The 25,212-nt window shown below is 37.4% G+C and carries 23 protein-coding genes and 1 pseudogene; 20 read left to right on the top strand and 4 right to left on the bottom strand.

Annotated features, from left to right (window positions below; genetic code table 11):
* The 4 genes and pseudogenes from lpdA (at nucleotide 1) to buk (ending at nucleotide 4,547) form a co-directional block, all read left to right on the top strand.
* Complete coding sequence (gene lpdA / locus STRPS_RS02875) at nucleotides 1-1,413, top strand: dihydrolipoyl dehydrogenase (RefSeq protein ID WP_007893673.1); 1,413 nt, start codon at nucleotides 1-3, stop codon at nucleotides 1,411-1,413.
* 11 nt (nucleotides 1,414-1,424) lie between these two features.
* Entirely contained in the window at nucleotides 1,425-2,474 is a 1,050-nt protein-coding gene (locus tag STRPS_RS02870) for a PTS transporter subunit IIC (protein ID WP_007893579.1), read from the top strand.
* 74 nt (nucleotides 2,475-2,548) lie between these two features.
* On the top strand, nucleotides 2,549-3,466 hold the full coding sequence (locus STRPS_RS02865; protein WP_007893582.1) for a phosphate acyltransferase: 918 nt from the start codon (nucleotides 2,549-2,551) through the stop codon (nucleotides 3,464-3,466).
* A gap of 9 nt (nucleotides 3,467-3,475) precedes the next feature.
* A pseudogene (buk, locus tag STRPS_RS02860) lies at nucleotides 3,476-4,547 on the top strand (butyrate kinase).
* On the opposite strand, the gene STRPS_RS02855 reads toward buk, so the two are convergent.
* A complete protein-coding gene (locus tag STRPS_RS02855) occupies nucleotides 4,544-5,428 on the bottom strand; it encodes a LysR family transcriptional regulator (protein ID WP_007893675.1) in 885 nt (294 codons plus the stop codon). The pseudogene buk and the gene STRPS_RS02855 sit on opposite strands and share 4 nt — an antisense overlap.
* Before the next feature lie 58 nt (nucleotides 5,429-5,486).
* On the opposite strand from STRPS_RS02855, the gene STRPS_RS02850 reads away from it, so the two are divergent.
* The 6 genes from STRPS_RS02850 to STRPS_RS02825 all read left to right on the top strand — a co-directional run bounded on the left by STRPS_RS02850 (nucleotide 5,487) and on the right by STRPS_RS02825 (nucleotide 10,376).
* Nucleotides 5,487-6,533: a serine hydrolase domain-containing protein gene (locus tag STRPS_RS02850; RefSeq protein ID WP_007893645.1), complete on the top strand. Its 1,047-nt coding sequence runs from the start codon at nucleotides 5,487-5,489 to the stop codon at nucleotides 6,531-6,533.
* 12 nt (nucleotides 6,534-6,545) lie between these two features.
* Nucleotides 6,546-6,848 (top strand): hypothetical protein, encoded by a 303-nt coding sequence (locus STRPS_RS02845; RefSeq protein ID WP_007893580.1) that lies wholly within the window; start codon nucleotides 6,546-6,548, stop codon nucleotides 6,846-6,848.
* A gap of 127 nt (nucleotides 6,849-6,975) precedes the next feature.
* The gene (gene rpmB, locus STRPS_RS02840) at nucleotides 6,976-7,164 is read left to right on the top strand and encodes a 50S ribosomal protein L28 (RefSeq protein ID WP_003084306.1); all 189 of its coding nucleotides are present in this window, start codon (nucleotides 6,976-6,978) and stop codon (nucleotides 7,162-7,164) included.
* Between the two features lie 124 nt (nucleotides 7,165-7,288).
* Nucleotides 7,289-7,654, top strand: coding sequence for an Asp23/Gls24 family envelope stress response protein (locus STRPS_RS02835; RefSeq protein ID WP_003084618.1), 366 nt, complete (start codon nucleotides 7,289-7,291; stop codon nucleotides 7,652-7,654).
* The gene (locus tag STRPS_RS02830) at nucleotides 7,654-9,318 is read left to right on the top strand and encodes a DAK2 domain-containing protein (protein ID WP_007893651.1); all 1,665 of its coding nucleotides are present in this window, start codon (nucleotides 7,654-7,656) and stop codon (nucleotides 9,316-9,318) included. Before STRPS_RS02835 ends, STRPS_RS02830 begins: the two co-directional genes overlap by 1 nt.
* Before the next feature lie 167 nt (nucleotides 9,319-9,485).
* On the top strand, nucleotides 9,486-10,376 hold the full coding sequence (locus STRPS_RS02825; protein WP_007893637.1) for an SPFH domain-containing protein: 891 nt from the start codon (nucleotides 9,486-9,488) through the stop codon (nucleotides 10,374-10,376).
* A 73-nt stretch (nucleotides 10,377-10,449) separates the two neighbouring features.
* Here the strand turns inward: STRPS_RS02825 and STRPS_RS10595 are convergent, their stop codons facing one another.
* From STRPS_RS10595 to STRPS_RS02815, 3 genes are all read right to left on the bottom strand, one after another.
* Nucleotides 10,450-10,566: a putative metal homeostasis protein gene (locus tag STRPS_RS10595; protein ID WP_003085004.1), complete on the bottom strand. Its 117-nt coding sequence runs from the start codon at nucleotides 10,564-10,566 to the stop codon at nucleotides 10,450-10,452.
* A gap of 428 nt (nucleotides 10,567-10,994) precedes the next feature.
* Complete coding sequence (locus STRPS_RS02820) at nucleotides 10,995-11,735, bottom strand: amino acid ABC transporter ATP-binding protein (RefSeq protein WP_007893652.1); 741 nt, start codon at nucleotides 11,733-11,735, stop codon at nucleotides 10,995-10,997.
* A complete protein-coding gene (locus tag STRPS_RS02815; protein WP_007893662.1) occupies nucleotides 11,728-13,299 on the bottom strand; it encodes an ABC transporter substrate-binding protein/permease in 1,572 nt (523 codons plus the stop codon). The genes STRPS_RS02820 and STRPS_RS02815 overlap by 8 nt, the downstream gene beginning before the upstream one ends.
* 189 nt (nucleotides 13,300-13,488) lie before the next feature.
* On the opposite strand from STRPS_RS02815, the gene STRPS_RS02810 reads away from it, so the two are divergent.
* The 10 genes from STRPS_RS02810 to secY2 all read left to right on the top strand — a co-directional run bounded on the left by STRPS_RS02810 (nucleotide 13,489) and on the right by secY2 (nucleotide 25,206).
* Nucleotides 13,489-15,393, top strand: coding sequence for a DUF2207 domain-containing protein (locus STRPS_RS02810; protein ID WP_007893696.1), 1,905 nt, complete (start codon nucleotides 13,489-13,491; stop codon nucleotides 15,391-15,393).
* 124 nt (nucleotides 15,394-15,517) lie between these two features.
* Nucleotides 15,518-16,357 carry an undecaprenyl-diphosphate phosphatase gene (locus tag STRPS_RS02805; RefSeq protein ID WP_007893599.1) on the top strand — a complete coding sequence of 280 codons (840 nt, stop codon included), beginning with the start codon at nucleotides 15,518-15,520 and terminating at the stop codon, nucleotides 16,355-16,357.
* Between the two features lie 113 nt (nucleotides 16,358-16,470).
* A complete protein-coding gene (gene mecA / locus STRPS_RS02800) occupies nucleotides 16,471-17,226 on the top strand; it encodes an adaptor protein MecA (RefSeq protein ID WP_007893572.1) in 756 nt (251 codons plus the stop codon).
* 6 nt (nucleotides 17,227-17,232) lie between these two features.
* Complete coding sequence (locus tag STRPS_RS02795; protein ID WP_007893653.1) at nucleotides 17,233-18,387, top strand: glycosyltransferase family 4 protein; 1,155 nt, start codon at nucleotides 17,233-17,235, stop codon at nucleotides 18,385-18,387.
* Nucleotides 18,388-18,512: 125 nt separating this feature from the next.
* Nucleotides 18,513-19,283 (top strand): Fe-S cluster assembly ATPase SufC, encoded by a 771-nt coding sequence (gene sufC / locus STRPS_RS02790; protein ID WP_007893650.1) that lies wholly within the window; start codon nucleotides 18,513-18,515, stop codon nucleotides 19,281-19,283.
* 94 nt (nucleotides 19,284-19,377) lie between these two features.
* Nucleotides 19,378-20,643, top strand: a complete 1,266-nt coding sequence (sufD, locus tag STRPS_RS02785) for a Fe-S cluster assembly protein SufD (RefSeq protein ID WP_007893628.1) — start codon at nucleotides 19,378-19,380, stop codon at nucleotides 20,641-20,643.
* 15 nt (nucleotides 20,644-20,658) lie between these two features.
* On the top strand, nucleotides 20,659-21,885 hold the full coding sequence (locus STRPS_RS02780) for a cysteine desulfurase (protein WP_007893655.1): 1,227 nt from the start codon (nucleotides 20,659-20,661) through the stop codon (nucleotides 21,883-21,885).
* Complete coding sequence (sufU, locus tag STRPS_RS02775) at nucleotides 21,872-22,315, top strand: Fe-S cluster assembly sulfur transfer protein SufU (RefSeq protein ID WP_007893689.1); 444 nt, start codon at nucleotides 21,872-21,874, stop codon at nucleotides 22,313-22,315. The genes STRPS_RS02780 and sufU overlap by 14 nt, the downstream gene beginning before the upstream one ends.
* Nucleotides 22,316-22,337: 22 nt before the next feature.
* Nucleotides 22,338-23,756: a Fe-S cluster assembly protein SufB gene (sufB, locus tag STRPS_RS02770; protein ID WP_007893702.1), complete on the top strand. Its 1,419-nt coding sequence runs from the start codon at nucleotides 22,338-22,340 to the stop codon at nucleotides 23,754-23,756.
* Nucleotides 23,757-23,961: 205 nt separating this feature from the next.
* The gene (gene secY2, locus STRPS_RS02765; RefSeq protein ID WP_007893678.1) at nucleotides 23,962-25,206 is read left to right on the top strand and encodes an accessory Sec system protein translocase subunit SecY2; all 1,245 of its coding nucleotides are present in this window, start codon (nucleotides 23,962-23,964) and stop codon (nucleotides 25,204-25,206) included.
* Nucleotides 25,207-25,212: the final 6 nt, after the last annotated feature.

Genomic DNA, 25,212 nt, shown 5'->3' with positions numbered 1-25,212 from the left:
ATGGTAGTAGGTGGATATACAAATGAAGTAGAAACTATTGTAATTGGCTCAGGACCTGGTGGCTATGTAGCAGCTATTCGTGCTGCTCAACTAGGTCAAAAAGTTGTTATCGTCGAGAAAGACAATATTGGAGGTGCCTGTCTAAACGTTGGTTGTATTCCTTCGAAAGCCTTAATCCAGGTGGGACATGATTATGCCCATAGCAAAATGGTATCTCCATATGGCTTAAGTTTTGGTGAAACCAGTCTAGATTTTGCCAAAGCGCAAGCTTGGAAAGACAGTCAAGTTGTTTCTAAATTAACAATGGGTGTTGAAACCTTATTGAAAAAGAATAAGGTGACCATTGTTAAAGGTGAAGCGCACTTTGTTTCCAAAGATACCATTTTTGTAACACCAGAAGATGGTCTAGGTGAAGGCTACCGCTTTAAAAACGTGATTCTGGCTTTAGGCAGTCGTCCCATTGAATTAAAAGCTTTCCCATTTGGAGGAGATATTCTTGATTCAACTGGTCTTCTAAACTTGCAAGAAGTCCCTAAAGAATTAGCCATCATCGGTGGTGGTTATATTGGTATGGAATTAGCTATGGCTTATGCTAACCTTGGAAGTCATGTGACTATTCTGGAAGGTATGGATCGTGTATTAGGTGGGTTCGAGCCAGACTTGGTGAAACCAGTTCTTGATCAAGCAGCACAGCTTGGAATGACCATTATTACGGGTGCTAAAGCCTCTCGTTATGAAAAAACAGCTCAAGGGATTGATCTATTCTACCAAAATGGGGAAAAAGAGGAGAAAATCCAAGCTGATAAAGTTGCTGTCCTTGTTGGCCGTCGTCCAAATACTGACAATGTTTCCATTGAACTTGCTGGACTTGATTTAGATGAGAAGGGTCTTATTCCTGTTAATGACCAAATGCAAACAAAAGTGGAACATATTTATGCTATTGGTGACATTACAGCTGGTCCAGCTTTGGCTCATAAAGCTTCTTTTGAAGCTAAGGTAGCTGCTGAGGCTATTGCTCAAGTTGAAGGTGTCGCAGCTGATTATCTTGTCATTCCAACCGTTGCTTATACGGAGCCTGAGATTGCTACTGTTGGTTTAACCAAAGCGGCTGCTAAAGAAGCGGGTATTGATGCAAAAGTAGCAAGCTTTAGATTTGCTAGCAACGGCCGTGCCCTTTCAATGGGCAATTCAGAAGGTTTTGTTCGTTTAATTTCAGATAAAAAAGACAATAGAATGATTGGTGCCCAATTAGTAGGACCTGGTGTGAGTGAGTTAATCGCTGAAATAACTTTAGCCATTGAAAATTTATTAACAGCTGAAGATGTGACATTAACTATTCATAATCACCCAAGTTTAGCTGAAACCATTATGGACGCAAGTGAAATCCTACTAGGACATGGAATTCACCAGTAGAGGGATAGAAAATGGAAAATAAATTAACAGCAAAAGCATTCACTATGAATGTTTTAAACGGTATTGCACTTGGAGCCGTGGTCGTGCTCATTCCTGGAGCCTTACTGTCCGAATTAGTGAAATCACTAGTAACTTCATTACCCTTTTTAAAGCCTTTAGTCTGGGGACTGGGGATGTCAAACTCAGTCATGGGCTTGGTTTGTGGTGTCATGGTTGGTATGAATTTCAAATTCAACCCAATACAATCAGCATCTCTTGGTTTGGCAACGCTTTTTGCCTCAGGTGCTATTTCGGCCAAAAACGGCATGATTATGATGCAGGGTACTGGAGATATCATTAATATGATGATTACTGCTGCTATTGGAGCGGGTTTGATTTTGTTAGTAGGAAATAGTTTGAAAGCTTATACTATTCTAGTTATTCCGCCCCTCATGATGCTAGTGGTCGGATTGATTGGACGCTTTCTCCTTCCTTATGTCTCTATGATTACGAAGCTGATTGGTATAGGAGTTGCTCAGTTGCTCACCTTACAACCACTTATGATGTGTATTTTGTTGGCAATTGTTTTTGGTCTCTTAATTGTTTCTCCCATCACAACAGTGGGGATTGCCCTTGCTATATCGCTAACTGGAATAGGTTCAGGAGCTGCAAATGTGGGTATTTGTGCAACAGGATTTGGTTTTGCTATTCTTGGTTGGAGTGTTAATACCCACGGCACAGCAATTGCCCATTTCATTGGCTCTCCAAAGATTTCAATGCCTGTTTGGGTTAAGAATCCTAAAACTTTGTTGCCTATTGTATGTTCGGCAGCTGCTTGTGGAATGCTAGCTTATTTCTTTAATATCCAAGGTACCCCGATGAGTGCTGGTTTTGGTTTTAGTGGTTTAGTAGGCCCAATTAACCATTTAAATCTTGTAAAGGGTGGCTGGTCAGCGATGAATCTTTTGAGTACCTTATTAGTCTTTATTGGTGGACCAGTAGCATTTGGTTTTTTCTTTAAGCATCTCTTTATGAATGTCTTACATCTAATAAAACCGGAAGACTATAAACTTGATATTTAGTAGTCAATTGGGATGCTAGCGTTTACCCCCTATCACCTAAATGTGAACATCCCATTTTTAGTTAGGAGAATAACATGTCATTATTAATTGAGAAACTATTTGAAGCTAGACCTGAAATAAAAAAGGTTGATAAACCTATTAATCTTGTGGCAATTAAGGCAGCCGATGAAGAAGTGTTAGCTTGTATTGAACGCGCCGTTAGCGAAAAAAGAATTTTTGCGTATTTAATTGATGATCACGTTAAATTAGAAGAAAAATTACAAGGTTTCGCTATTCCAAAAGAGGCCTACGAGATTATTGCTGTCAACGACGATCAAGAAGCAGCTTTCAAAGGTGTTGAGCTCGTTAGAAATGGTAAAGGGGATGCTATTTTAAAGGGCCACATTTCAACAGGTAAGGTTCTAAAAGAAGTTGTTAACAAGGAGACAGGTATTCGTAAAGCGGCCACCTTGTCACATGTTGCTGTGTTATCAATGCCTACTTTGAACAGATTGATTGCGATAACAGATGGGGGACTTGTTTTACAGCCCGATAAAGAAACAGCTAAAACGGTTATTGAAAATGCTGTTGAAGTTATGACTTCGCTTAAGCTTCCTCATGTGAAAGTTGCACTCTTATCAGCAGCTGAAAATCTGATTCCTAAATTACCTTCCTCACTATTGGAGTCTGAATTAGCCAAGGAGTATAGTAGACAAACAGATTTTACAGTAGAAGGGCCACTCTCGATTGATTTATCACTTTCACCAGAAAGTGTAAAGGAAAAAAATTATTCAGGTAAGATCCAAGGAGATGCTGATATTTTATTTGCACCAGACATTGTGACAGGGAATATTGCGTCTAAATCCCTAACACTTTTCGGTGGATCTGAGATGGCAGGTTTAATTATAGGGGCTAAGGTACCCGTAATCATAACCTCTCGTAGTTCTAGCTTTGAGGAAAAATATGCATCGCTTTTATTATCACAAATCATGATGACGATGAATGGAGAGTAGAGGAAGTTTATGACAAAAATAATTGCTATTAACCCAGGGGCAACATCAACCAAGGTGGCCATGTATGAAGATAAAGAGCTCATATGGAAAGAAGAAGTGACCTATAATAGTCAGGAGCTAGAAGCTTTTAACAAAGTATTTGATCAGTTTGAGATGCGCTTGCAAGATATCGAAGAATTACTTGATAAGCATGGTGTGACTGAGATTGACGTAGCTGTTGGCCGTGGTGGTTTAATTGGACCGGTTAAGCCAGGTGCCATTCTTGTCAATGATGCTCTGGTTAATCATTTAGAACATCATCCTATTCTAGAACATCCATCAAATATGGGAGCAAAATTGGCTAAAGCATTAATGGAAAAATATGGTCAACATAAACCTGCCTATATCTATGACCCAGTAACGGTAGATTCTATGCGAGACGTTGCTCGTATAACAGGACTGAAAGGCGTTGAGAGGACATCAACTGGCCATCATTTAAATATGAGAGCTGTGGCTCGGAAAGTAGCGGAGGATTTAGGAAAATCCTATGAAGAGCTTAATCTCGTGATTGCTCATGTTGGGGGGTGGTGCCAGTGCAAGTGGGCATGAACATGGGCAGATTGTTGACTTTATCTCTGATGATGAAATGATGTTTTCGGCAGAACGTTCAGGAGGTTTGCCAATTAAAGCTATGGTTGAAGTGATTAAAAAGACTGGGCTTGATCAATTTAACCATTTAGTTAGAAAAAAGGCTGGCTTACAATCATTATGTCATACAACTGATTTAAGGGAAGTTGAAGAACGAATTGAAGCAGGAGACAGCGAAGCAGCACTAGTCTTTGATGCTTTAGCGCTAGGGATTGCTAAAACCTTAGCTGCTTTAGCGGTGAGTGTTGATGGACCGATTGATAGGGTCTGTCTAACGGGAGGTATGGCTTATTCAAAAGCCTTATGTCAAAAAGTTGCCGATAAAACGGCCTTTATTGGTCCTTTTAAGGCTTATCCTGGTGAATTCGAGCTTGAAGCTTTAGCCCTAGGCGGCCTTCGCGTTGTTAATAAGGAAGAAGACTATCATGTGTTAGAATTTACCGCTGAAGGTTAGTGTCTAATAGCCTCAATAAATTTACTAATAACATCCGTATTAGTTGACATATTTTTACGATATGCCAATCCTTGTTTATATAAACTATTGACGTCATGGATTGGAATCCAAACAAGATCTTCAACAGGGCTGAGATCTTCTAATTCCCTAGGTAGTATAGTAATGGCATCTAGTTTATCTAAGCTGTGTAACAGAATTTCAAAATCATCATGTGTGAGAATGACCTGATTACTAAAACCAAATTCGCGACAACGTTTTTTGGTAAATTCACCTAATGCAAAATGATCACTTAAACTTGCGATATTAAAACCTTGTAAATCTTTGAAAGTAACTTTTTCTCTATTAGCTAAAGGATGCTCTTTTGGGACAACCAAGCATGCTGAATAGGAAGAGTGGTTAACAGCAACAGGATCAATGATAATATCATGTTCGATTTGGGGGAACGATAAGATGCCAATGTCAATTTTTTCTTGAACAAGTAGTTCTTGTAATTTCATGGATCCCTCTTGGATAATCCTTAGATCAATGTTAGGGTTTTTCCTGATGAAACGGGAAATTTGATCCATATATTGCAACATGGTTAAAAATGTGACTCCCACCCTAATTTCTTGACGCTTAGGCTCGTTAGCATTTTGTAAATCAAAAATCAGTTCGTTAAAAGCTTTGACAATGGGTTCACCACGTTCAACTAAAAGGCGACCTGTATCTGTTAAATTCAACCTGTGATTCTTATAAACGAATAAGGGTGTATTAAATTCCTCCTCTATTTTAGAGACAGACTGTTTTAAAGCTGGTTGTGATACAAACAAGATTTTTGATGCATGTGAGTAATTTTGTGTTTTAGCAATTGTCAAAAAATAGGAAAGTTGTCTAATGTCCATAAGGTGTCCTTTATTTATATAGTGATTAGTTTATGACTTGTCTTGAGAGGAGTTATCAGTGAATACCGAAAATTTAAAGCATCTTTTTCAAAATTTTGTTGTAAGGCATAAATTACCAAGAGCTATTATATTACTTCAAAAAGGGAGTGGCGAAGAAATCGTTCAATGTCAACATGGAGACATGACTAAAGATAGTATGTTTCTATTGGCTAGTGTTACCAAGCTTTGGGTAACGACGCTAGTTTTACAACTCATTGATTCTAAGAAACTAGATTATGACAATATTGTAACCGATCTCATATCAAAAGAAAAGCTTGTTAATCTTCACCACATCTTAGGGACCGACCAGACTGAATTTATTACTATCAAAGATCTTCTCTTTCAACGAAGTGGTTTAGCTAATATATTTTATGAGGAACCAATTTCACTTAGAAAACGGATTGCAACTGAGGATTTCTCTTACGATTTCCAAGATATGATAACTTGGGTAGGAGAATTGGAGGCTCATTTTGTACCGGGAAGCCAGCAAGCCTACTATGCAGATATTAATTTTATGTTGTTAGGTGCCATTATTGAATCTATTTACAAGCTCTCTTTAGATGACTGTGTGGACCGTTATATTATGGAACCCTTAGGATTAAATCGTAGTTATATTGTGAGTAGTGAATATGGAAAGATTCCTCCCCTTTTTACAGGAAAAGAATACATAGAAAGGCCCAAAATTGTAGCAAGTGGACAGGGTGCTGGGGGAGGTGTTTCAACTACAGCAGACTTGATGGTTTTTATTAGAGCCTTTATAGAAGGAAAATTATTTAGCAAAAAGCATTGGCAAGACATTCAAAACTATTTCCCACTTCAGGGTGATTACGCACCCGTTGAATATGGTGGCGGTCACATGAAACTATCTATGGGACAATTCAATAAAGAAAATCGCTTGAGTTTCATAGGGCATTCAGGTATTTCCGGAGCTTTCGCATTTTATTGCCCTCAATTGGATATTTATTTAACTGGGACAACGGATAATGTCGGAAAATCAGAGTTATGTATTCAATTAATCTATTTAATGTTGTTTGAGCTAGAAAAAACATATAGGAAGCTAAGGTGATGGAGGTGTGGTTTGAGTGAGCAAGAATTAGAAGAATTGGCAGAGCGCTTCTTTCAATTAGGTTATTTAATTGGTAAAGTTAGCCAGCGTGATATGATGTTTAAATATACGGTTCCCATTGATGTTGAAAGAACATTATCATTTTCTGTAACCCATCCGCAAACGGAGAATAAACGTATTGGTGTCGTTAATCCTAGTGGTGTAGCTTATACTTATGAGTTTAGAGAGGGGATAGAGGATAAAATATCTGAAGTATTATATGATGGCTCTATCAACGGCCTCTTTCATTCTTTAGTTAAAGCTCTTTCTGACTAATCTCAAACTTTCAGACACAGACACTAGAGAAAAAAGTCTTGCTAATTGATGACTCGTATGATAGAATAGTTTGGTATGTGGTGCTAGCACATCGTAAACATATTCTACCTAGGAGGAGACTGATAAAATGGCAAAAGTATGTTATTTCACAGGTCGTAAGACTGTATCTGGTAATAACCGTTCACACGCTATGAATCAAACAAAACGTACAGTTAAACCAAATCTTCAAAAAGTTACTATTATGGTTAATGGTAAACCTAAAAAAGTTTGGGCTTCAGCTCGTGCGCTTAAGTCAGGTCAAGTTGAACGTGTATAGTTGAAATAAGCCTTAGGGCTTTTTTCATTTTCATCGTCTAATAGCATTGTTATACTTAAATTTTTTTACATTAGGGCTAATATGTGATAAAATAAACTGATAAAAACTTTTTGAGGTAGTAAATATGACTGTAAAAATTAATACAAATGATGGTCTGATTGAACTATCTGACGATGTTATTGCAACTGTCGTTGGTGGTTCTGCAACGGAAATTTTTGGCGTTGTAGGTATGGCAAGTAAAAGTGCTATAAAAGACAATTTTCAATCACTACTTCGCAAGGAAAACTATGCTAAAGGCGTAGTTGTAAAATCTACAGATTTGGGTATTTCTGTTGATGTCTACACTGTGATGAGTTACGGTGTAAAGATTAGTGAAGTTTCTAAGAATATCCAAGAACGCGTTAAATTTAATCTTGAAAGCCAACTTGGTTTAACAGCCGATATGGTTAACGTGTACGTGCAGAATATTAAGGTTGTAGGAGAAAACTAGTGTCAAATATTACAGCAAGCTTGTTCCAAGAAATGGTTCAAGCAGCGGCAACGCGTCTAGGCAAACAAGCAGAATATGTTAATTCTTTAAATGTCTTTCCTGTTCCAGATGGAGATACCGGAACAAACATGGGAATGACCATGGATAATGGGGCAAAAGAAGTTGCTAGCAAGCCAGCAGAAACTGTAGGTGAAGTTGGCCAGATTCTTTCCAAAGGTTTATTAATGGGAGCTCGTGGTAATTCTGGGGTTATTACATCGCAAATTTTCCGTGGTTTTGGTCAGAACATTAAAGGCAAGGTTGAATTGGATGGGCAAGATTTAGCACAGGCTTTTCAAGCGGGTGTTGAAGTAGCATATAAGGCGGTGATGAAGCCAGTTGAAGGAACAATTTTGACTGTTTCACGGGGTGCTGCAAGTGCTGCTTTGAAAAAAGCTGAATCTACTAACGATGCCATTGAAGTTATGAGCTCTGCTCTTAAAGGAGCTAAAAAAGCATTAGCAAAGACACCTGACCTACTGCCAGTTTTAAAAGAAGTTGGTGTTGTCGATTCGGGTGGTCAAGGCTTAGTTTTCATATATGAAGGTTTCTTGTCTGCCTTAAATGGTGATTATATAGCTTCTGAGGACTTTAAAGCAACACCAGCAAACATGTCTGAAATGATTAATGCTGAGCACCATAAGGCAGTTGTTGGCCATGTTGCCACAGAAGATATTACTTATGGCTATTGTACTGAAATCATGGTTGCTTTACGACAAGGGCCAACTTACGTTAAAGAATTCAATTATGAAGAATTCCAAGGCTACTTAAGCAATCTTGGTGATTCTTTGATGGTTGTTAATGATGATGAGATTGTTAAAGTTCACGTCCATACTGAAGATCCAGGGCTTGTGATGCAAGAAGGACTAAAATATGGCTCTTTAATCAAAATTAAAGTCGACAATATGCGTAATCAGCATGATGCTCAAGTTGAGAAAACCAATACAGTACAACCCAAAGCTGAGATGAAAGAGTTTGGTTTGATTGCTGTTGTGGCGGGACAAGGCTTGGCAGATATCTTTACTGCACAGGGAGTTGATTATATTATTTCCGGTGGACAAACGATGAATCCATCCACTGAGGATATTGTGAAAGCTATTGAAGCGGTCAATGCCAAACAAGTTATTCTTTTACCAAACAACAAGAATATCTTTATGGCTGCTCAATCTGCGGCAGATGTGGTTGACATTCCAGCAGTAGTCATTGAAAGCAAGACAGTTCCACAAGGCTTAACGAGCTTACTAGCCTTTGACGCTTCTAAATCATTAGATGAGAATTTTGCAGCAATGTCAGCTAGCTTAAGTGATGTGACAAGCGGAAGCTTGACCTTAGCCGTCAGAGATACAAGGATTGATGGCTTAGAGATTCATGAAAACGATTATCTAGGTATGGTTAATGGTAAGATTGTAGTATCTGATGCTAACCTTGAGTCAGCCATGAAGTTAACCTTTGATCAGATGATTGAAGAAGATAGTGAGATTGTGACCATCTTCGTTGGTGAAGAAGGTAATAGGGCGCTTGCCGAAGGTTTAGCAGATTATTTAGAAGAGAAATATGACGATATTGAAGTTGAAATCCACCAAGGTGATCAGCCAGTTTATCCTTATATAATGAGTGTTGAATAATGATTAAGTAAGGTTTATGACCTTACTTTTTTGTATAATACCTTTTTATTGATGTTTCATTTGACAAAAATAAGAAAAGCATTATAATTATATATTAATAATAAGTCAAGATGCAGCAACCACATTAAGATGTGCCCATAGCTAGCTCTACTTAAAAAGGAGTATTTATGTTAGTTTCAGTTGTGTTTATAATTATCTGTATTGTTGTCATTCTATCTATTCTTGCCAGCACCTTGTACGTTGTCAAACAACAGACAGTAGCCATTATTGAACGTTTTGGGAAATATCAAACCACTTCACAAAGTGGTATTCATCTTAGAATGCCTTTTGGTATTGATAAGATTGCTGCACGTATCCAGTTAAGGTTATTACAAACTGAGATTATAGTTGAAACCAAAACAAAAGATAATGTTTTCGTTACATTGAATATTGCTACACAATATCGTGTTAATGAAAATAATGTCACTGATGCTTACTACAAATTGATGAGACCTGAAGCACAAATTAAATCATATATTGAGGATGCTTTGCGTTCATCTGTTCCTAAATTAACCCTTGATGAACTATTTGAGAAAAAGGATGAAATTGCACTTGAGGTTCAACACCAAGTAGCAGAAGAAATGTCAACTTATGGTTATATTATTGTTAAAACTTTAATTACTAAAGTGGAACCTGATGCTGAAGTTAAACAATCAATGAATGAGATTAACGCAGCCCAACGGAAACGCGTTGCTGCTCAAGAATTAGCAGAAGCTGATAAGATTAAGATTGTTACAGCAGCATCTGCAGAAGCTGAGAAAGATCGCTTACACGGTGTGGGTATCGCACAACAACGAAAAGCAATCGTAGATGGTTTAGCAGAATCTATTCAGGAACTAAAAGAAGCCAATATTAGTTTAAATGAGGAACAAATTATGTCAATTTTACTGACAAATCAATACCTTGATACCCTAAATACCTTTGCTTCTAGAGGCAATCAAACCTTATTTTTACCTAATACCCCTAACGGAGTTGATGATATCCGAGCACAAATTTTATCAGCTCTAAAAGTTAAATAATATTAAAAAGCAACTAAGACGGAGGGATGTGTCTTAGTTGCTTTTTTGTCTGACTTTATTTTAGAGATCCTTATTATTTTTTACCAGATCTCTTGTACTCATGAATAATTTTCAAAGCACGTTTTTTTGTTTTAATATTAGGACTTTTTAGTCTGCGGTAAGCTGACGCCAAGTCAGTTTTTTCGGCCATAGTTACCTCCTATTGCAAGATTATTAACGTTAACAAGGATAGTATATCATAAAAAACTTAACTGGTAAAGTATATTTTTAAAAATAGTAGTCTTTTGATTGATTCTGAAATAAAGGCACTGCTCGGAATCACTAATCGCTGTTCTTCATTGGTTTTTTCTCAATCTCCATCTTTGCTTTCGAAACTTAAGGTTATGTTTTCCGATAGAATATCTTATTAAAAGATTAGAGCTTTAGTCTGGTTAATACTTATTAAAAATTGTTTGAAGGACCATAAGATAACTGTCATTTATTTTACCTTTCCCACCGGACAACTATCTTGTAAAAAGGTTCTATAAGCTTTGTCGTGACTTTGCTGACTACAAAAATTATGGAGCTATGAAAAAGACCTCAAGAGTTAGCATGATTTCTAACTTTCGAGGTATTATTTTATTTTAGGAAACGTTGTAAGAATTCTTTTGTACGATCCTGTTTAGGATTTTCAAAAATATCTTGAGGGGTTCCTTCTTCAGCGATGACACCTTTGTCCATAAAAATAACGCGGTTTGAAACTTCTTGCGCAAAATCCATTTCATGGGTTACGATGATCATTGTAAGACCTGATTTTGCAAGATCTTGCATAGTTTTTAAAACTTCACCGACCATTTCTGGATCTAAGGCAGAAGTAGGTTCGTCAAATAGCATAGCTTCAGGATTTACTGAGAGGGCACGAGCGATAGCGACACGTTGCTTTTGACCCCCAGAAAGTTGTTTTGGTTTTGCCTTCCAGTATTGCTCCGTCATGCCGACTGAATTAAGGTTTTCTTTCGCTATCTTTTCAGCCTCTGACCGACTTCTTTTAAGGACGGTGGTTTGAGCAACAATAGCATTTTCTAGGACATTAAGGTTTTCAAAAAGGTTAAAAGATTGGAAGACCATACCCAGTTTTTCACGATAATGAGTCAAATTATAATTATCAGCTAGGACATTTTTTCCATGGAATAAGACTTCCCCATCAGTTGGTTCTTCAAGGAGATTTATTGATCGTAATAAAGTTGATTTACCTGAGCCTGATGAGCCAATAATTGAGATGACCTCGCCTTTGTTTACAGAAAGAGAGATATCTTTTAAGACTTGGTGATTCCCGTATGATTTTTTTAAATGTTTGATTTCAATAATAGGATTAGACATTAGTAGACTCCTCCAATGGCAGTTCTCTTGCTACAGTTGTATAGGTATCATCATCCAATCGGCGTTCTACATAGCGAAGGATTCTTGTTACAGTGAAAGTTAAGATAAAGTAAATCAATGCGATAACTGAGAAGGTTTGGAAATATTGATAATTTTGAGTAGCAACCGTATTACCTGAGAAGTAAAGCTCAACAACAGAGATAACGTTCAGTACAGATGTATCCTTAATGTTGATAACGAACTCATTACCTGTTGCGGGTAGAATGTTACGAATAACCTGAGGTAAAACAATTTTTCGCATGGTTTGTCCGTGTGAAAATCCAAGGGCGGTTGCCGCTTCAAATTGTCCTTGATCAACGGCAAATATCCCGCCACGGACAATTTCTGTCATGTAGGCACCCGTATTAATAGATACGATGAAAATGGCAGCTAAAGTCCGATCTATTGAAATACCAAATGCTTGAGCAGTACCATAATAAATAACCATGGATTGAACAATCATCGGTGTTCCTCGGAAAATCTCAATATAAATGTTTAAGAACCATCCAAAAAGTTTTTGGAATAAAGCGACCACTGTATTCTTTGATTTAGTTGCAGTTCTATAGATACCAATCAATAAGCCAATGATCAAACCAACAAGAGTACCGATTGTTGAGATAAGTAACGTAAGTCCTGTACCGCGTAAAAATTGTTTCCAGTTGCTTCTTAAAATAGTCCACATTTGGTTAAAGAAAGAAGGTTTGGTCGTATTTGATGATTGCTCTTCTTTAGGTTGCAAGGTCACCATTTTATCCATTAAACTTAGGCGGTCATTAGGAGATAGTTCAGTGAGGACTTGGTTAATCTGATTAATACGGCTGTCACCTTTGCGCATTCCCACCGCGATAGCAGCATCGGAGGAATTGACAGTGAAACCATTTGTTAGGGTTACCATTTTGAAAGTGCTATTAGCTTGTTGAGCAGTCATAGCTTCGGGCCGCTCTGAAATATAACCATCAATGACACCAGAAGATAAGGCTTGACGCATTTGTGAAAAGTCGCCCATAGGTGTCTGCGCTTTAACTCCTTTAATTTGAGGAATGAGGTTGACATGCCAAACACCTTGTTGAGCAGTGATTTTAGCACCTGCAAAATCGGCTAAGCTTTTTGCTTTGGCAAATTTACTATCAGCTTTCACAACAATAACCGGTTCGCTAGTATAGTAGCTATCAGAAAAAGTAATTTCCTTTTTACGTTCTTCTGTGGGACTCATACCAGCAGCAATCATATCTATTTTTTTAGAGGTTAGTGCTGGGATCAGGCCAGTCCATGATGTTTTAACAACTAATAATTTCTTATCAAGTGATTTAGCAACTTTTTTAGCAATTTGAACATCGTAGCCGTTAGCATATTGATCAGTCCCTTCAATGGGAACAGCACCATTTGCATTGGTATCTTGTGTCCAGTTGAAAGGAGCGTAGGCAGCTTCCATACCAACGCGTAAATAATTATCAGCTTGTGCTAGATTACTTCCTCCAAAGAGGAAAAGTAGAGCAAAAAAGCAGGTCAGTAATAGCTTTTTCATAGAAAAACTCCATCTATTATAATATATCCAACTATTTTACAGCAAATAAGCTTTGATTTCAATCATTTTTATTTTAAAAATGGAAAAATATACAATTGTTTGTTTAAAAATAAATAGATTAGCTCTTCCTCTTTATTTTATTAGGATCGCTTTTATGGTAAAATATGAGTTGGAAAGTAGGGGAGGTTTATGGTTTTGAAACGACTTTTGATTAGTTTTATAGTTATTCTGAGTTTCTTTGGAACTTCAGTTTTTGCGAGTGAGGTTGAGTATCGGATTCCTCTCTACGAGGGTCATCTCCATATTAATGATGATAATAGCGCTCAATTTACCCAAGAAATAACCTATTTGTTTAGTACTAGTTACCAAGGGCAGTACGTTAGTCTGGGAAAAGCAGGTAAAATGCCGGGGAATTTTGATATCGACTCGGATCCCCAAATTGAAGCCTATCGAAATGGGGAAAAGGTTAAGGTTTCTAGATATATTGAGGACCTTGGTGATGGTTACCGTTTGAAAATTTATAATGCCGGTCATGCAAAAGATAAAGTTAAAATTATTGTGAAATGGAAGCTTTCAAATATCCTCTACAAATATAAGGATATTGCTGTATTAAATTGGAAGCCCATATCAGACTGGGATAAAACCCTTGAAAGAGTACATTTCACTATCGACACTAAAGTACCTAGTAAAAAGCAGGAGCTCTATTTACATCGAGGTTATTTTAAGCCAAATGCTAACACAGATCGTCTAGGTCAGTTGGAAACATGGGCAAATGATGTTGATGGTGTTAGTGAATTTCATGCCTATTGGGATAGTCAGATTATCTCTGGTCAGGCGATTTCACGTAACTATCTGCCAACTTTTAAGGCAACCGAAAGACGGATAGCTGAGCGGGTAAGATGGGTTCGTCAGTTTGTCGATTATTATGTTTATGTTATTATCGCTGCCTTTTTTGCAGGTGCGATTCTTTGCTGGTTAACTTTTAAGAAAACTGTTTTTCAATTTAAGAATAGAGGTAAAGGCCAATTATATGCATTACCAGATGATTTACCTCCGTTAGTGATAGCAGAAAAAATATTTCATTTAAATTTACAGAAGTTGAATCCTGCTCAAACACATTTGAAAGATGACAATATTTCCTTTGAAAATCTTGTTCAGGCAACTCTTTTAGACCTCATTGACCGTAAAGTCATTGAGATTGAAAAGGAAGCTGATGGCTACTTTTTAACCCTTAAGGATAAGAGCAAGTTGGCTGATTTTGAAGTCTCCTTTGTACATATGGCCTTTGGAGATGCTGAGAAGTTAAAGACGGAACAACTGTTTGCGGATTATTTCTTTGACTCCAATATTTCCAAGAAATTGGAAGCGCAATATTCTGGTAAAGAGTTACAACGTCAAGTAAATGCGTGTGGGAAAAAACATTTGAATAAATTAAATCAAGCTCTTAAGGATTTATCCGTCAAGGTTACTCGAAGTATCGGTAGTGAATCAGACTCCTTCTATCGTCCAATGAGTGCTAGAGAGAGAGTCTTGTTTGGTTTTGCTAACTTCTTGCTAGTTATCCCTATTCTGATACTTATTGCACATGGTGTCTACACGATTTTTGTTGCGGATAGTAGTCGTCTAATGCTTGATATTATCTTAGTTTTTATAGCTATTTTGATAATGATTTATATATCTAAAAAGGTTTCGGTTGATCGTCTCCAAGGTGTCTTAACCCAAGAAGGACAACAAGCTCGGCAGCCTTGGGATAGTTTTATTCTGATGCTAAAAGATATTAAGCACTTTGAGCGGGCTGAGATTGAAAGTTTGATTGTTTGGAATAGGGTTTTAGTATATGCTAGTCTGTTTGGTTTTGCTGATCAAGTGGAAAAATATATGGCATTACATGGGATTGAGTTGGCAGATCAAGACTTGGTACACACTTATTCGACCATTTCACCCATTATGTATGGAATGACAACTCATTTCATGGATTCTGCTCAAGCGGCAACTCAAGCTAGCCACTTTAGCGTCTCATCTGGAAGTAGTGGTGGATTTTCAGGGGGAGGTTTCTCTGGTGGCGGCGGAGGTGGCGGAGGCGGAGCTTTCTAAAATAGCTTCGCTACTCCTATAAATTGTATAAATATTCTATTTTAAAAACGCATTTATCTGATTCTTAGCTTATCATTTTTGCCAAATTCTGATACAATGGTTTTATCTAAAACGAGGAGTTAATATGTTATTTTTTGAGATTTTAAAAGCCATCTTTTTTGGTATTATTGAGGGAATTACGGAATGGTTACCCATTTCTAGTACCGGTCATTTGATTTTAGTGGAAGAATTTGTTAAATTACGTGAAAATGCCGCCTTTTTGGAAATGTTTAACGTAGTTATCCAGTTAGGAGCGATTATTGCTGTCGTTGTCATTTATTTCAAACGCCTAAATCCATTTCAACCTGGGAAAAGTGCTACGGAAATTCGCTTAACATGGCAACTTTGGTTGAAAGTAGTGATTGCTATTTTACCAGTAGTAATTATTGGAATGCCTCTTGATAATTGGTTTAATAAACATTTTTATAATTTTATTACTGTGGCCCTTATGCTCATTATTTACGGTATTGCCTTTATATGGATTGAAAAACGTCATAAGACAGTTGAACCACAAGTGACAAGTTTGGCCAGAATGTCTTACAAAACAGCTCTATTTATTGGACTTTTCCAAGTATTAAGCATTATTCCTGGGACAAGCCGTTCAGGAGCAACTATTTTAGGTGGTATTTTAATGGGGACAAGCCGTACAGTTGCTACCGAATTTACCTTTTTCTTAGGGATTCCTGTTATGTTTGGTGCCAGCTTATTAAAAGTTGTAAAGTTCTTTTTAAAAGGAAATGTACTTGGCTTTGGCCAGTTATTAATTTTACTGGTAGCTAGTTTAACTGCTTTTGTGGTGAGTTTATATGTCATTAAATTTTTAACAGACTACGTTAAGAAACATGATTTTACTGTCTTTGGTAAGTATCGGATTATTTTGGGAAGTTTGTTAATAGTCTATTTCTTTGTGAGTCTTTTTATTTAAAAATCTGTCCCGATAGGGATGGTTTTTTAGTAAAACCTCTGAGTCGACCGCAAAATTGCGAAAAAGACTATTTTCGAGTATAATAAAATGACTACGCGTGCGAGGTATATACTATGGAAATGAAACAAATTAGTGAAACGACACTAAAGATAACAATCAGTATGGATGATTTGGAAGAAAGAGGCATGGAATTAAAGGATTTTTTAATTCCTCAGGAAAAAACAGAAGAATTTTTCTATACTGTTATGGATGAACTGGATTTACCTGAAAACTTTAAAGATAGTGGGATGTTAAGTTTTAGGGTTACCCCACGTAAAGATCGTTTAGATGTTTTTGTTACGAAGTCAGAGTTATCTAAAGAGATTGATTTTGAGGACTTGACTGATCTAGGAGATGTTTCTCAGATGACGCCCGAAGATTTTTTTAAAACAATTGAAAAAAATATGATCGAAAAAGGCGATGTCAACGCTCATGAAAAATTAGAAAAAATTGAAGAAATGTTAGAAGAGGCAGTTGAGGCAAATCAAACTCAAACGACAGTGAGTGATGAAACTACCCAGACTGTTGAACCGATGGACTACGTCCATTATGTTTTTGATTTTTTAACTATAGAAGAAGTCATTAGCTTTTCTAAAATAGTCAACTTTCCAATTGAAGCTTCAGAGCTTTACAAGGAAACGAATCGTTATCACCTGACAATCTTACTTGATATTCAAAATCAGCCAGCCTACTTTGCTAATATTATGTACGCCCGTCTAATTGAACATGCATTACCTGGTTCAAGGACACGTGCATATTTGCAGGAGCATGCAACCTTACTGATCGAAGATCAAGCAGTAGAACAGCTGAAAAAGATTGAATTGGTGTGATAAACTATGTTCCCATTTACCTTTGATTATGTCTTAATCCTGATTGCGGCCTTGTTAATTTCTTTGTTCTTAACTCCTATTGTGCGATTGTTAGCGTTTAAAACAGGGACTGTTGATGAACCTAATGCAAGACGAGTGAATAAAGTTACCATGCCCAGTAGCGGTGGACTAGCCATCTTTATATCCTTTTTTGTAACGACATTAATTCTGATGCCTAAGGTATCTGAAAGCATCTTGATTGACAAGCAAAGTTACTTTTCCTATATCTTTCCTGTCGTCATGGGAGCTTTAATCGTAACAGTTACGGGTTATATTGATGATCTTTTTGAAATTAGTCCAAAGTTGAAAATGTTTGGTATCTTTTTGGGAGCCTATGTTATCTGGGCTTTTACAGAATTTAGATTTAATAGTTTCAAAGTGCCTTTTGGTGGACCACTCTTGCATTTTGGTCCTTTGGTAACCTTTGTTTTAACCGTTTTATGGATTGTTTCTATTACCAATGCTATTAATCTCATTGATGGTTTAGATGGCTTAGTTAGTGGCGTCTCCATCATTAGTCTAGTAACAATGGCTATTGTTTCTTATTTCTTTTTACCGCAACTAGATTTTTTCTTGACAGTCACAATTTTGATTTTGATTGCTTCAATTGCAGGATTTTTCCCTTATAATTATCATCCAGCTATCATTTATATGGGAGATACAGGAGCACTTTTTATTGGATTTATGATTGGTGTCCTATCCTTGCAAGGACTTAAGAATGCAACGGCAGTTGTGGTTGTGACACCGGTTATTATACTTGGAGTCCCTATCATGGATACCGCGGTAGCTATTATCCGTAGAAGCTTATCAGGTAAGAAATTTTATGAACCGGATAAAATGCATCTGCATCATCGCCTTTTATCAATGGGCTTCACACATCGAGGAGCTGTTTTAGTGGTTTATGGTATCGCAATGCTCTTCTCTTTGATTTCTCTGCTCTTGAATGTATCAAGTAGAATCGGGGGACTCTTGCTGATGTTTGGTCTTCTTTTTGGTTTGGAAGTTTTGATTGAAAGCTTAGAAATATGGGGAGAGAAACGAACGCCACTCTTCAAACTTTTGAAGTTTATTGGTAATAGTGACTTTCGTCATCGTCAAATGGAAAAGTGGAAGAAGCATTAGACTCTTCCAAACACAAAGAAGGCCTTAACCGCCTTTTTTTGTTATAATTTAATTGATTATTAAAAAGTATTCTTGAGTCTGCTGATTATCGTCTGACAGATGAGAAATAGAAAAAGAGGTATGCGATGTCTGTGTTAGAAATTAAAAATCTACACGTCTCAATCGAAGATAAGGAGATTTTAAAGGGTGTCAATTTGACCCTCAAAACTGGTGAAATTGCCGCTATTATGGGACCAAACGGAACAGGTAAATCGACACTGTCTGCTGCTATTATGGGGAATCCTAACTATGAAGTAACTGAAGGTCAGATTCTTTTTGATGGGGTTAACATTTTAGAGTTAGAAGTTGATGAACGAGCACGGATGGGCTTGTTTCTAGCAATGCAATACCCATCTGAAATTCCAGGAATTACAAATGCCGAATTTATGCGAGCTGCAATGAACGCTGGAAAAGAAGATGATCAAAAAATATCAGTTCGTGATTTCATTACTAAGTTAGATCAAAAAATGGAATTATTAGGCATGAAAGAAGAGATGGCTGAACGCTACCTAAATGAAGGCTTCTCAGGCGGTGAAAAAAAACGTAACGAAATTCTTCAACTCTTAATGTTGGAACCTAAATTTGCTCTTTTGGATGAAATTGATTCTGGTTTAGATATTGACGCTTTAAAAGTCGTGTCAAAAGGAGTTAATGAGATGCGGCAAAAAGATTTTGGGGCAATGATTATTACGCACTATCAACGTCTTTTAAATTATATTACACCGGATTTAGTCCATGTTATGATGGATGGACGAATTGTTCTTTCTGGAGATGCTGCTTTAGCAGCTAGACTGGAAAAAGAAGGCTATGCTGGCATTGCAGAAGAACTAGGCATTGACTATAAAGAAGAAGTTTAATGATGAATCTTAAAAGTCTTGACTTCTGCTGTGTAGACATTTTCTTGTTTCACAGCTTTGTCTTATCACTATTAGAGAAAGAGGAAACATCATTATGACTTTAGAAAATATTATGGCTTTTTCTCAAGGAAAAGCGGAGCCGGTATGGTTACAGGAACGACGTCAAAAAGCATTCCATCTTATTGATCATTTAGAACTACCAATAATCGAACGGGTTAAATTTCATCGATGGAACTTGGGAGATGGCCGCATTGAAGATAGTCCGTTTGAAGCAACAGTTCCGGATTTTATAGCACTTGGTGATAATCCTATTTTAGTACAAAATGGAACACGCACCGTTATGGAACAGTTACCAATGGAACTTCATGAGCAAGGTGTCCTTTTTACAGATTTTTATTCTGCCTTAGAAGAAATTCCTGATATTATCCATGCTTATTTTGGGACTGCTATTGAGGATAATCAAGATAAGCTAAGTGCTTATCATACGGCTTATTTTAACAGTGCTGCGGTTTTGTATGTGCCAGATTTTGTTGAAATTAAACAACCACTTGAGGCTATTTTCTTACAAAATAGTGACAGTGAGGTGCCATTTAATAAACATGTCTTGATTATTGCAGGTAGAGAAAGTCAGTTTTCTTACTTGGAACGATTTGAAAGTTATGGTCAGAATTCAGCTAAAGCGAGCGCTAATATTAGTGTCGAGGTTATTGCACAGGCAGGGAGCAGAATTAAGTTTTCAGCAATTGATCGTTTAGGGAAATCTGTAACGACTTATATTAGTAGACGGGGTCGCCTAGCTGAGAATGCGACTATTGATTGGTCACTAAGCATCATGAATGAAGGGAATGTTATCGCTGATTTTGACAGTGATTTGCTTGGTGATGGTAGTCACGCCGATTTGAAAGTGGTTGCAGCTTCAAGTGGCCGTCAAATTCAAGGAATTGATACACGTGTAACCAATTATGGCAAAAATTCTATCGGGCATATTTTGCAACACGGTGTGATTTTGGAAAAAGGAACACTAACCTTTAATGGTATTGGACATATTATTAAAGGGGCTAAGGGTGCCGATGCCCAGCAAGAAAGCCGTGTTTTGATGCTTTCAGATAAAGCAAGAAGTGATGCTAACCCTATTTTATTAATTGATGAAAATGAAGTTACAGCGGGACATGCAGCCTCTATTGGTCAAGTTGATCCGGAAGATATGTACTATTTAATGAGCCGTGGGTTAGATAAAGATACGGCTGAACGGCTAGTTATTCGCGGATTTTTAGGAGCTGTTATTACAGAGATTCCTGTTAAGGAAGTGAGAGATAACATCATTGCGGTGCTTGATCAAAAGTTGGCATCACGCGCCTAAGGCAAGGAGATTGGTATGTTAGATAGTATTGAAATCAAGAAAGCATTTCCCATTTTAAGCCAAAGGGTTAATGATGAACAATTGATCTATCTGGATAATGCGGCAACTACGCAAAAACCTCAAATTGTCTTAGATTGTCTGATGCATTACTACCATGAAGATAATGCCAATGTTCATCGTGGTGTTCATACATTGGCGGAAAGGGCGACACGAGAATATGAAGCGAGTCGCGAATTAGTCAGACAGTTTATTAATGCAAAAAGTACCAAAGAAGTACTTTTTACAAGAGGAACGACCACTGGTTTGAATTGGATAGCGCAATTTGCCAAGACTATTCTCCAGAAAGGAGATCAAGTCCTTATTTCAGTTATGGAACATCATGCTAATTTAGTCCCTTGGCAAGAAGTTTGTCGTAAGACGGGAGCAGAATTGGTTTATGTCTATCTAAAAGATGGTCAAATTGATAGGGATGACTTGCAGGCCAAATTATCATCTAAAACAAAATTTGTTAGTTTGGCGCATGTTTCAAATGTCCTAGGCTCTATTACACCTATTAAAGAGATCACTGCGTTAGCTCATGAACAAGGAGCTTATATGGTTGTTGATGGAGCTCAGGCTGTTCCACATATGTCGGTAGATGTCCAAGAGTTGGATTGTGATTTTTATGTTTTTTCTGGCCATAAAATGATGGGTCCGACAGGTATTGGTGTCTTGTATGGCAAAGAAGCTGTACTCAAGCAAATGGAACCAATTGAATTTGGTGGTGAAATGATTGATTTTGTCTATGAGCAAGATGCTTCTTGGAAGGAGCTTCCTTGGAAATTTGAAGCAGGGACTCCAAATATTGCTGGAGCTATCGGACTTGGGCAAGCCATTCGTTATCTTGAAGGTTTGGGTATGGATCATGTTCATCAACACGCGCAAGCTCTTGTTGATTATACCTTACCGAAATTGCTTGCGATTGATGGTTTAACCCTATATGGTCCGCACCAGCCAAACGCACATACTGCGGTCTTTACATTTAATTTAGAGGGCTTACATCCACACGACGTTGCAACAGCTTTAGATTATGAAGGTATAGCTGTAAGGGCGGGTCACCATTGTGCTCAACCTTTGTTGAGGTATTTAGGAATTTCATCTGCTGTTAGAGCTAGTTTTTATATTTACAATTCGGAAGAGGATTGCGATCGTTTGGTTGAGGCAATTCTGAAAACAAAGGAGTTTTTTAATGGCACTCTCTAAGCTCAGCAGTCTCTATATGGCTGTCGTTGCCGATCATTCAAAAAATCCTCATCACAGAGGTCGTATAGATGGAGTCGAAGCGGTAGTGCTTAATAATCCAACTTGTGGTGATGTTATTTCTTTAAGCGTTAAATTTGAGGATGATCGGATTGCTGATATTGCTTTTGTGGGAGATGGTTGCACTATTTCAATTGCTTCTTCAAGTATGATGACGGATGCTGTTAAGGGTAAGACTAAAGCTGAAGCTTTGGAACTGATTCAGGTTTTTTCTGAGATGGTACAAGGTCAAGAAAATCCAAAGCAGAAAGAGCTGGGCGAAGCGGAGCTTCTAGCGGGTGTTGCCAAATTTCCACAACGTATTAAATGTTCCACTCTAGCTTGGCATGCCTTAGAAAAAGCTATTTTACGTAGTCAAGCAGATAGTGAGTGAAATAGAAAGAAAAGGAAAAGATATGTCTGAAACAAATGATATGGTCGAACCAAACCCAATTGATTTGGGAGATTATCAGTTTGGTTTCCATGATGACGTTCAACCATTATATTCAACTGGTAAAGGATTAAGTGAGGCCGTTGTTCGGGAGCTCTCCGCTGCTAAAGGAGAACCGCAATGGATGCTTGATTTTCGCCTGAAGTCACTTGAGACTTTTAATAAGATGCCTATGCAAACATGGGGTGCTGATTTATCAGATATTAATTTTGATGATATTATTTATTATCAAAAAGCGTCCGATAAGCCTGCTCGTTCCTGGGATGATGTTCCAGAAAAAATTAAAGAGACCTTTGAAAGAATTGGAATCCCTCAGGCTGAACGTGCCTATTTAGCTGGCGCGTCTGCTCAATATGAATCAGAAGTGGTTTACCACAACATGAAAGATGAATTTGAAAAACTAGGCATTATCTTTACAGATACTGATTCTGCCTTAAAAGAATATCCAGATTTGTTCAAACGTTATTTTGCAAAATTAGTGCCTCCCACAGATAATAAATTGGCTGCCTTAAATTCAGCTGTGTGGTCAGGGGGAACCTTTATTTATGTTCCTAAAGGGGTTAAGGTAGATATTCCTTTGCAAACTTATTTCCGCATCAACAATGAAAATACTGGTCAATTTGAAAGAACGTTAATTATTGTTGATGAGGGCGCAAGTGTTCACTATGTTGAGGGATGTACGGCGCCTACTTATTCTAGTAACAGCCTGCATGCAGCGATTGTCGAGATTTTTGCTTTAGATGGCGCTTATATGCGTTACACAACCATTCAAAATTGGTCAGATAATGTTTATAATTTAGTAACAAAACGGGCTCGTGCTTTGCAAGATGCGACAGTTGAGTGGATTGATGGTAACCTTGGTGCTAAAACGACCATGAAATACCCATCTGTTTACTTGGATGGTCCCGGTGCGCGTGGAACAATGTTATCAATCGCCTTTGCTAATGCTGGCCAACACCAAGATACCGGCGCTAAGATGATCCATAATGCGCCACATACTTCATCATCAATCGTTTCAAAATCTATTGCTAAAGGTGGAGGAAAAGTGGATTATCGGGGTCAGGTAACCTTTAATTCTAATTCAAAAAAATCCGTTTCCCATATTGAGTGTGATACTATCTTAATGGATGATATTTCAAAATCAGATACCATTCCTTTTAATGAAATCCATAATTCTCAAGTTGCTTTAGAACATGAAGCAAAGGTTTCTAAAATTTCAGAAGAGCAACTTTATTATCTAATGAGTCGCGGTCTGACCGAAAATGAAGCAACAGAAATGATTGTTATGGGATTCGTTGAACCCTTTACGAAAGAATTACCAATGGAATACGCTGTTGAGTTGAATCGATTGATTGCTTACGAAATGGAAGGCTCTGTAGGATAGGTAGAAACTAAGCTTAGGTAGTTATGTCGTCAATTGTGACGGCTTTTTTTGATGAAAAAATGCTAGAAAATGAGATGGTGACTTTTAGCAAAAAATCTGATTCAAAAAGTGATTTCTGGTTAAAAAGATCAAACAATGTTGTCGCTTTATGCTACAATAGAGGCGTAAATATAAAAAATCAAAAAATTAGAATTGGGGTTCTAATATGCAGGCCAATCGGCAAATGGTTAAGTCACCTTTGAAGAAAAAGGCGATAGCAAGCTTACTTATCATATTAGTTTATTTAATCGGGAGACATATTCCGCTTCCCTTGGTTGATGTTGATGCATCAGCTTTTGGCGGCTTAAATGGTGATTTAATGACTATTGCAAGTCTGGTATCCGGAGGTGATTTTTCTCAGGTTTCATTATTCACCTTAGGTTTAGGTCCTTGGATGTCCACAATGATTCTTTGGGGATTTCTCAGTACAAGTAAAAAATTGAATGTACAGAAAATGTCCTTAGTTGTTGCAGACAGATGGCGTAAAACCATTATGATTATAATCAGTGTCATTCAATCACTAGGTCTTTTGAGTTTCATGGCCTTTCAAACCTGGTTGCTCCCTTTTGATCGTCTTGGTTTTCTAATTATTGTAGCATTTCTATCAATTGCTGGTTGCTTTGTTATCATGTGGCTAGCTCATTTAAATATGATATTTGGTTTGGGAAGCTCTAGTCTTCTTATTTTAGTAGGATTAATATCAAGCATGCCTGCTCGTTTGTCTCAGGCTTTTGCCAAAGATTCTCATTTTAATGCTCATATATGGGTTTACGGGCTAATCCTCACCTTTGCTATGATTGCCTTAGTCGTCACCATCTTTTTAGAGAGGGCTGAGTATCGCATTCCTCTCGAACGTGTCATGATTCATAATGATTTTGTTCATAAATCTTACATTCCTATAAAAATGAATGTAGCAGGTGGTATGGCGATTATGTATGGGATGACCTTGCTAGTTTTACCACAATACCTTTTATCTGGACTTCAAATGATAGCCCCTCATAATCAAACCATAGCCTATGTCATTTCTAATTTAACATTATCAAAATCATTTGGTTTAACTGTTTATTTAATAATACTTTTCTTACTAACCGTTGGCTTTGCTCTGGTAAATGTTAAGCCAGATAAGGTAACGGAGGGTTTGCAGGAGATGGGTGATTATATCCATGGCGTTAAACCGGGTCATCCAACTTTTACATTTTTAAACAGGCTTGTGAAACAAGTTGGCTTCTTGGGGGGAGCTTATACCTGTTTTATTATTGGTTTTCCACTCGTTTTAGGACATTATTATAAGATTGATACAACCATATCAACATTTCCAGGAACTATTTTGATTTTAGCAACCTTACTTTTTGCGATTTTTGATCAAGTTGAGATGCTTCAACTGAATAAACAATACCGCAGCATTTTATAATTGAGA

Origin of the sequence: Streptococcus pseudoporcinus LQ 940-04 (assembly GCF_000188035.1) — a bacterium.
Taxonomy (GTDB): Bacteria; Bacillota; Bacilli; order Lactobacillales; family Streptococcaceae; genus Streptococcus; species Streptococcus pseudoporcinus.
The sequence above is the reverse complement of the archived record's forward strand: the minus strand, read 5'-3'. Positions and strand labels throughout refer to the sequence as shown.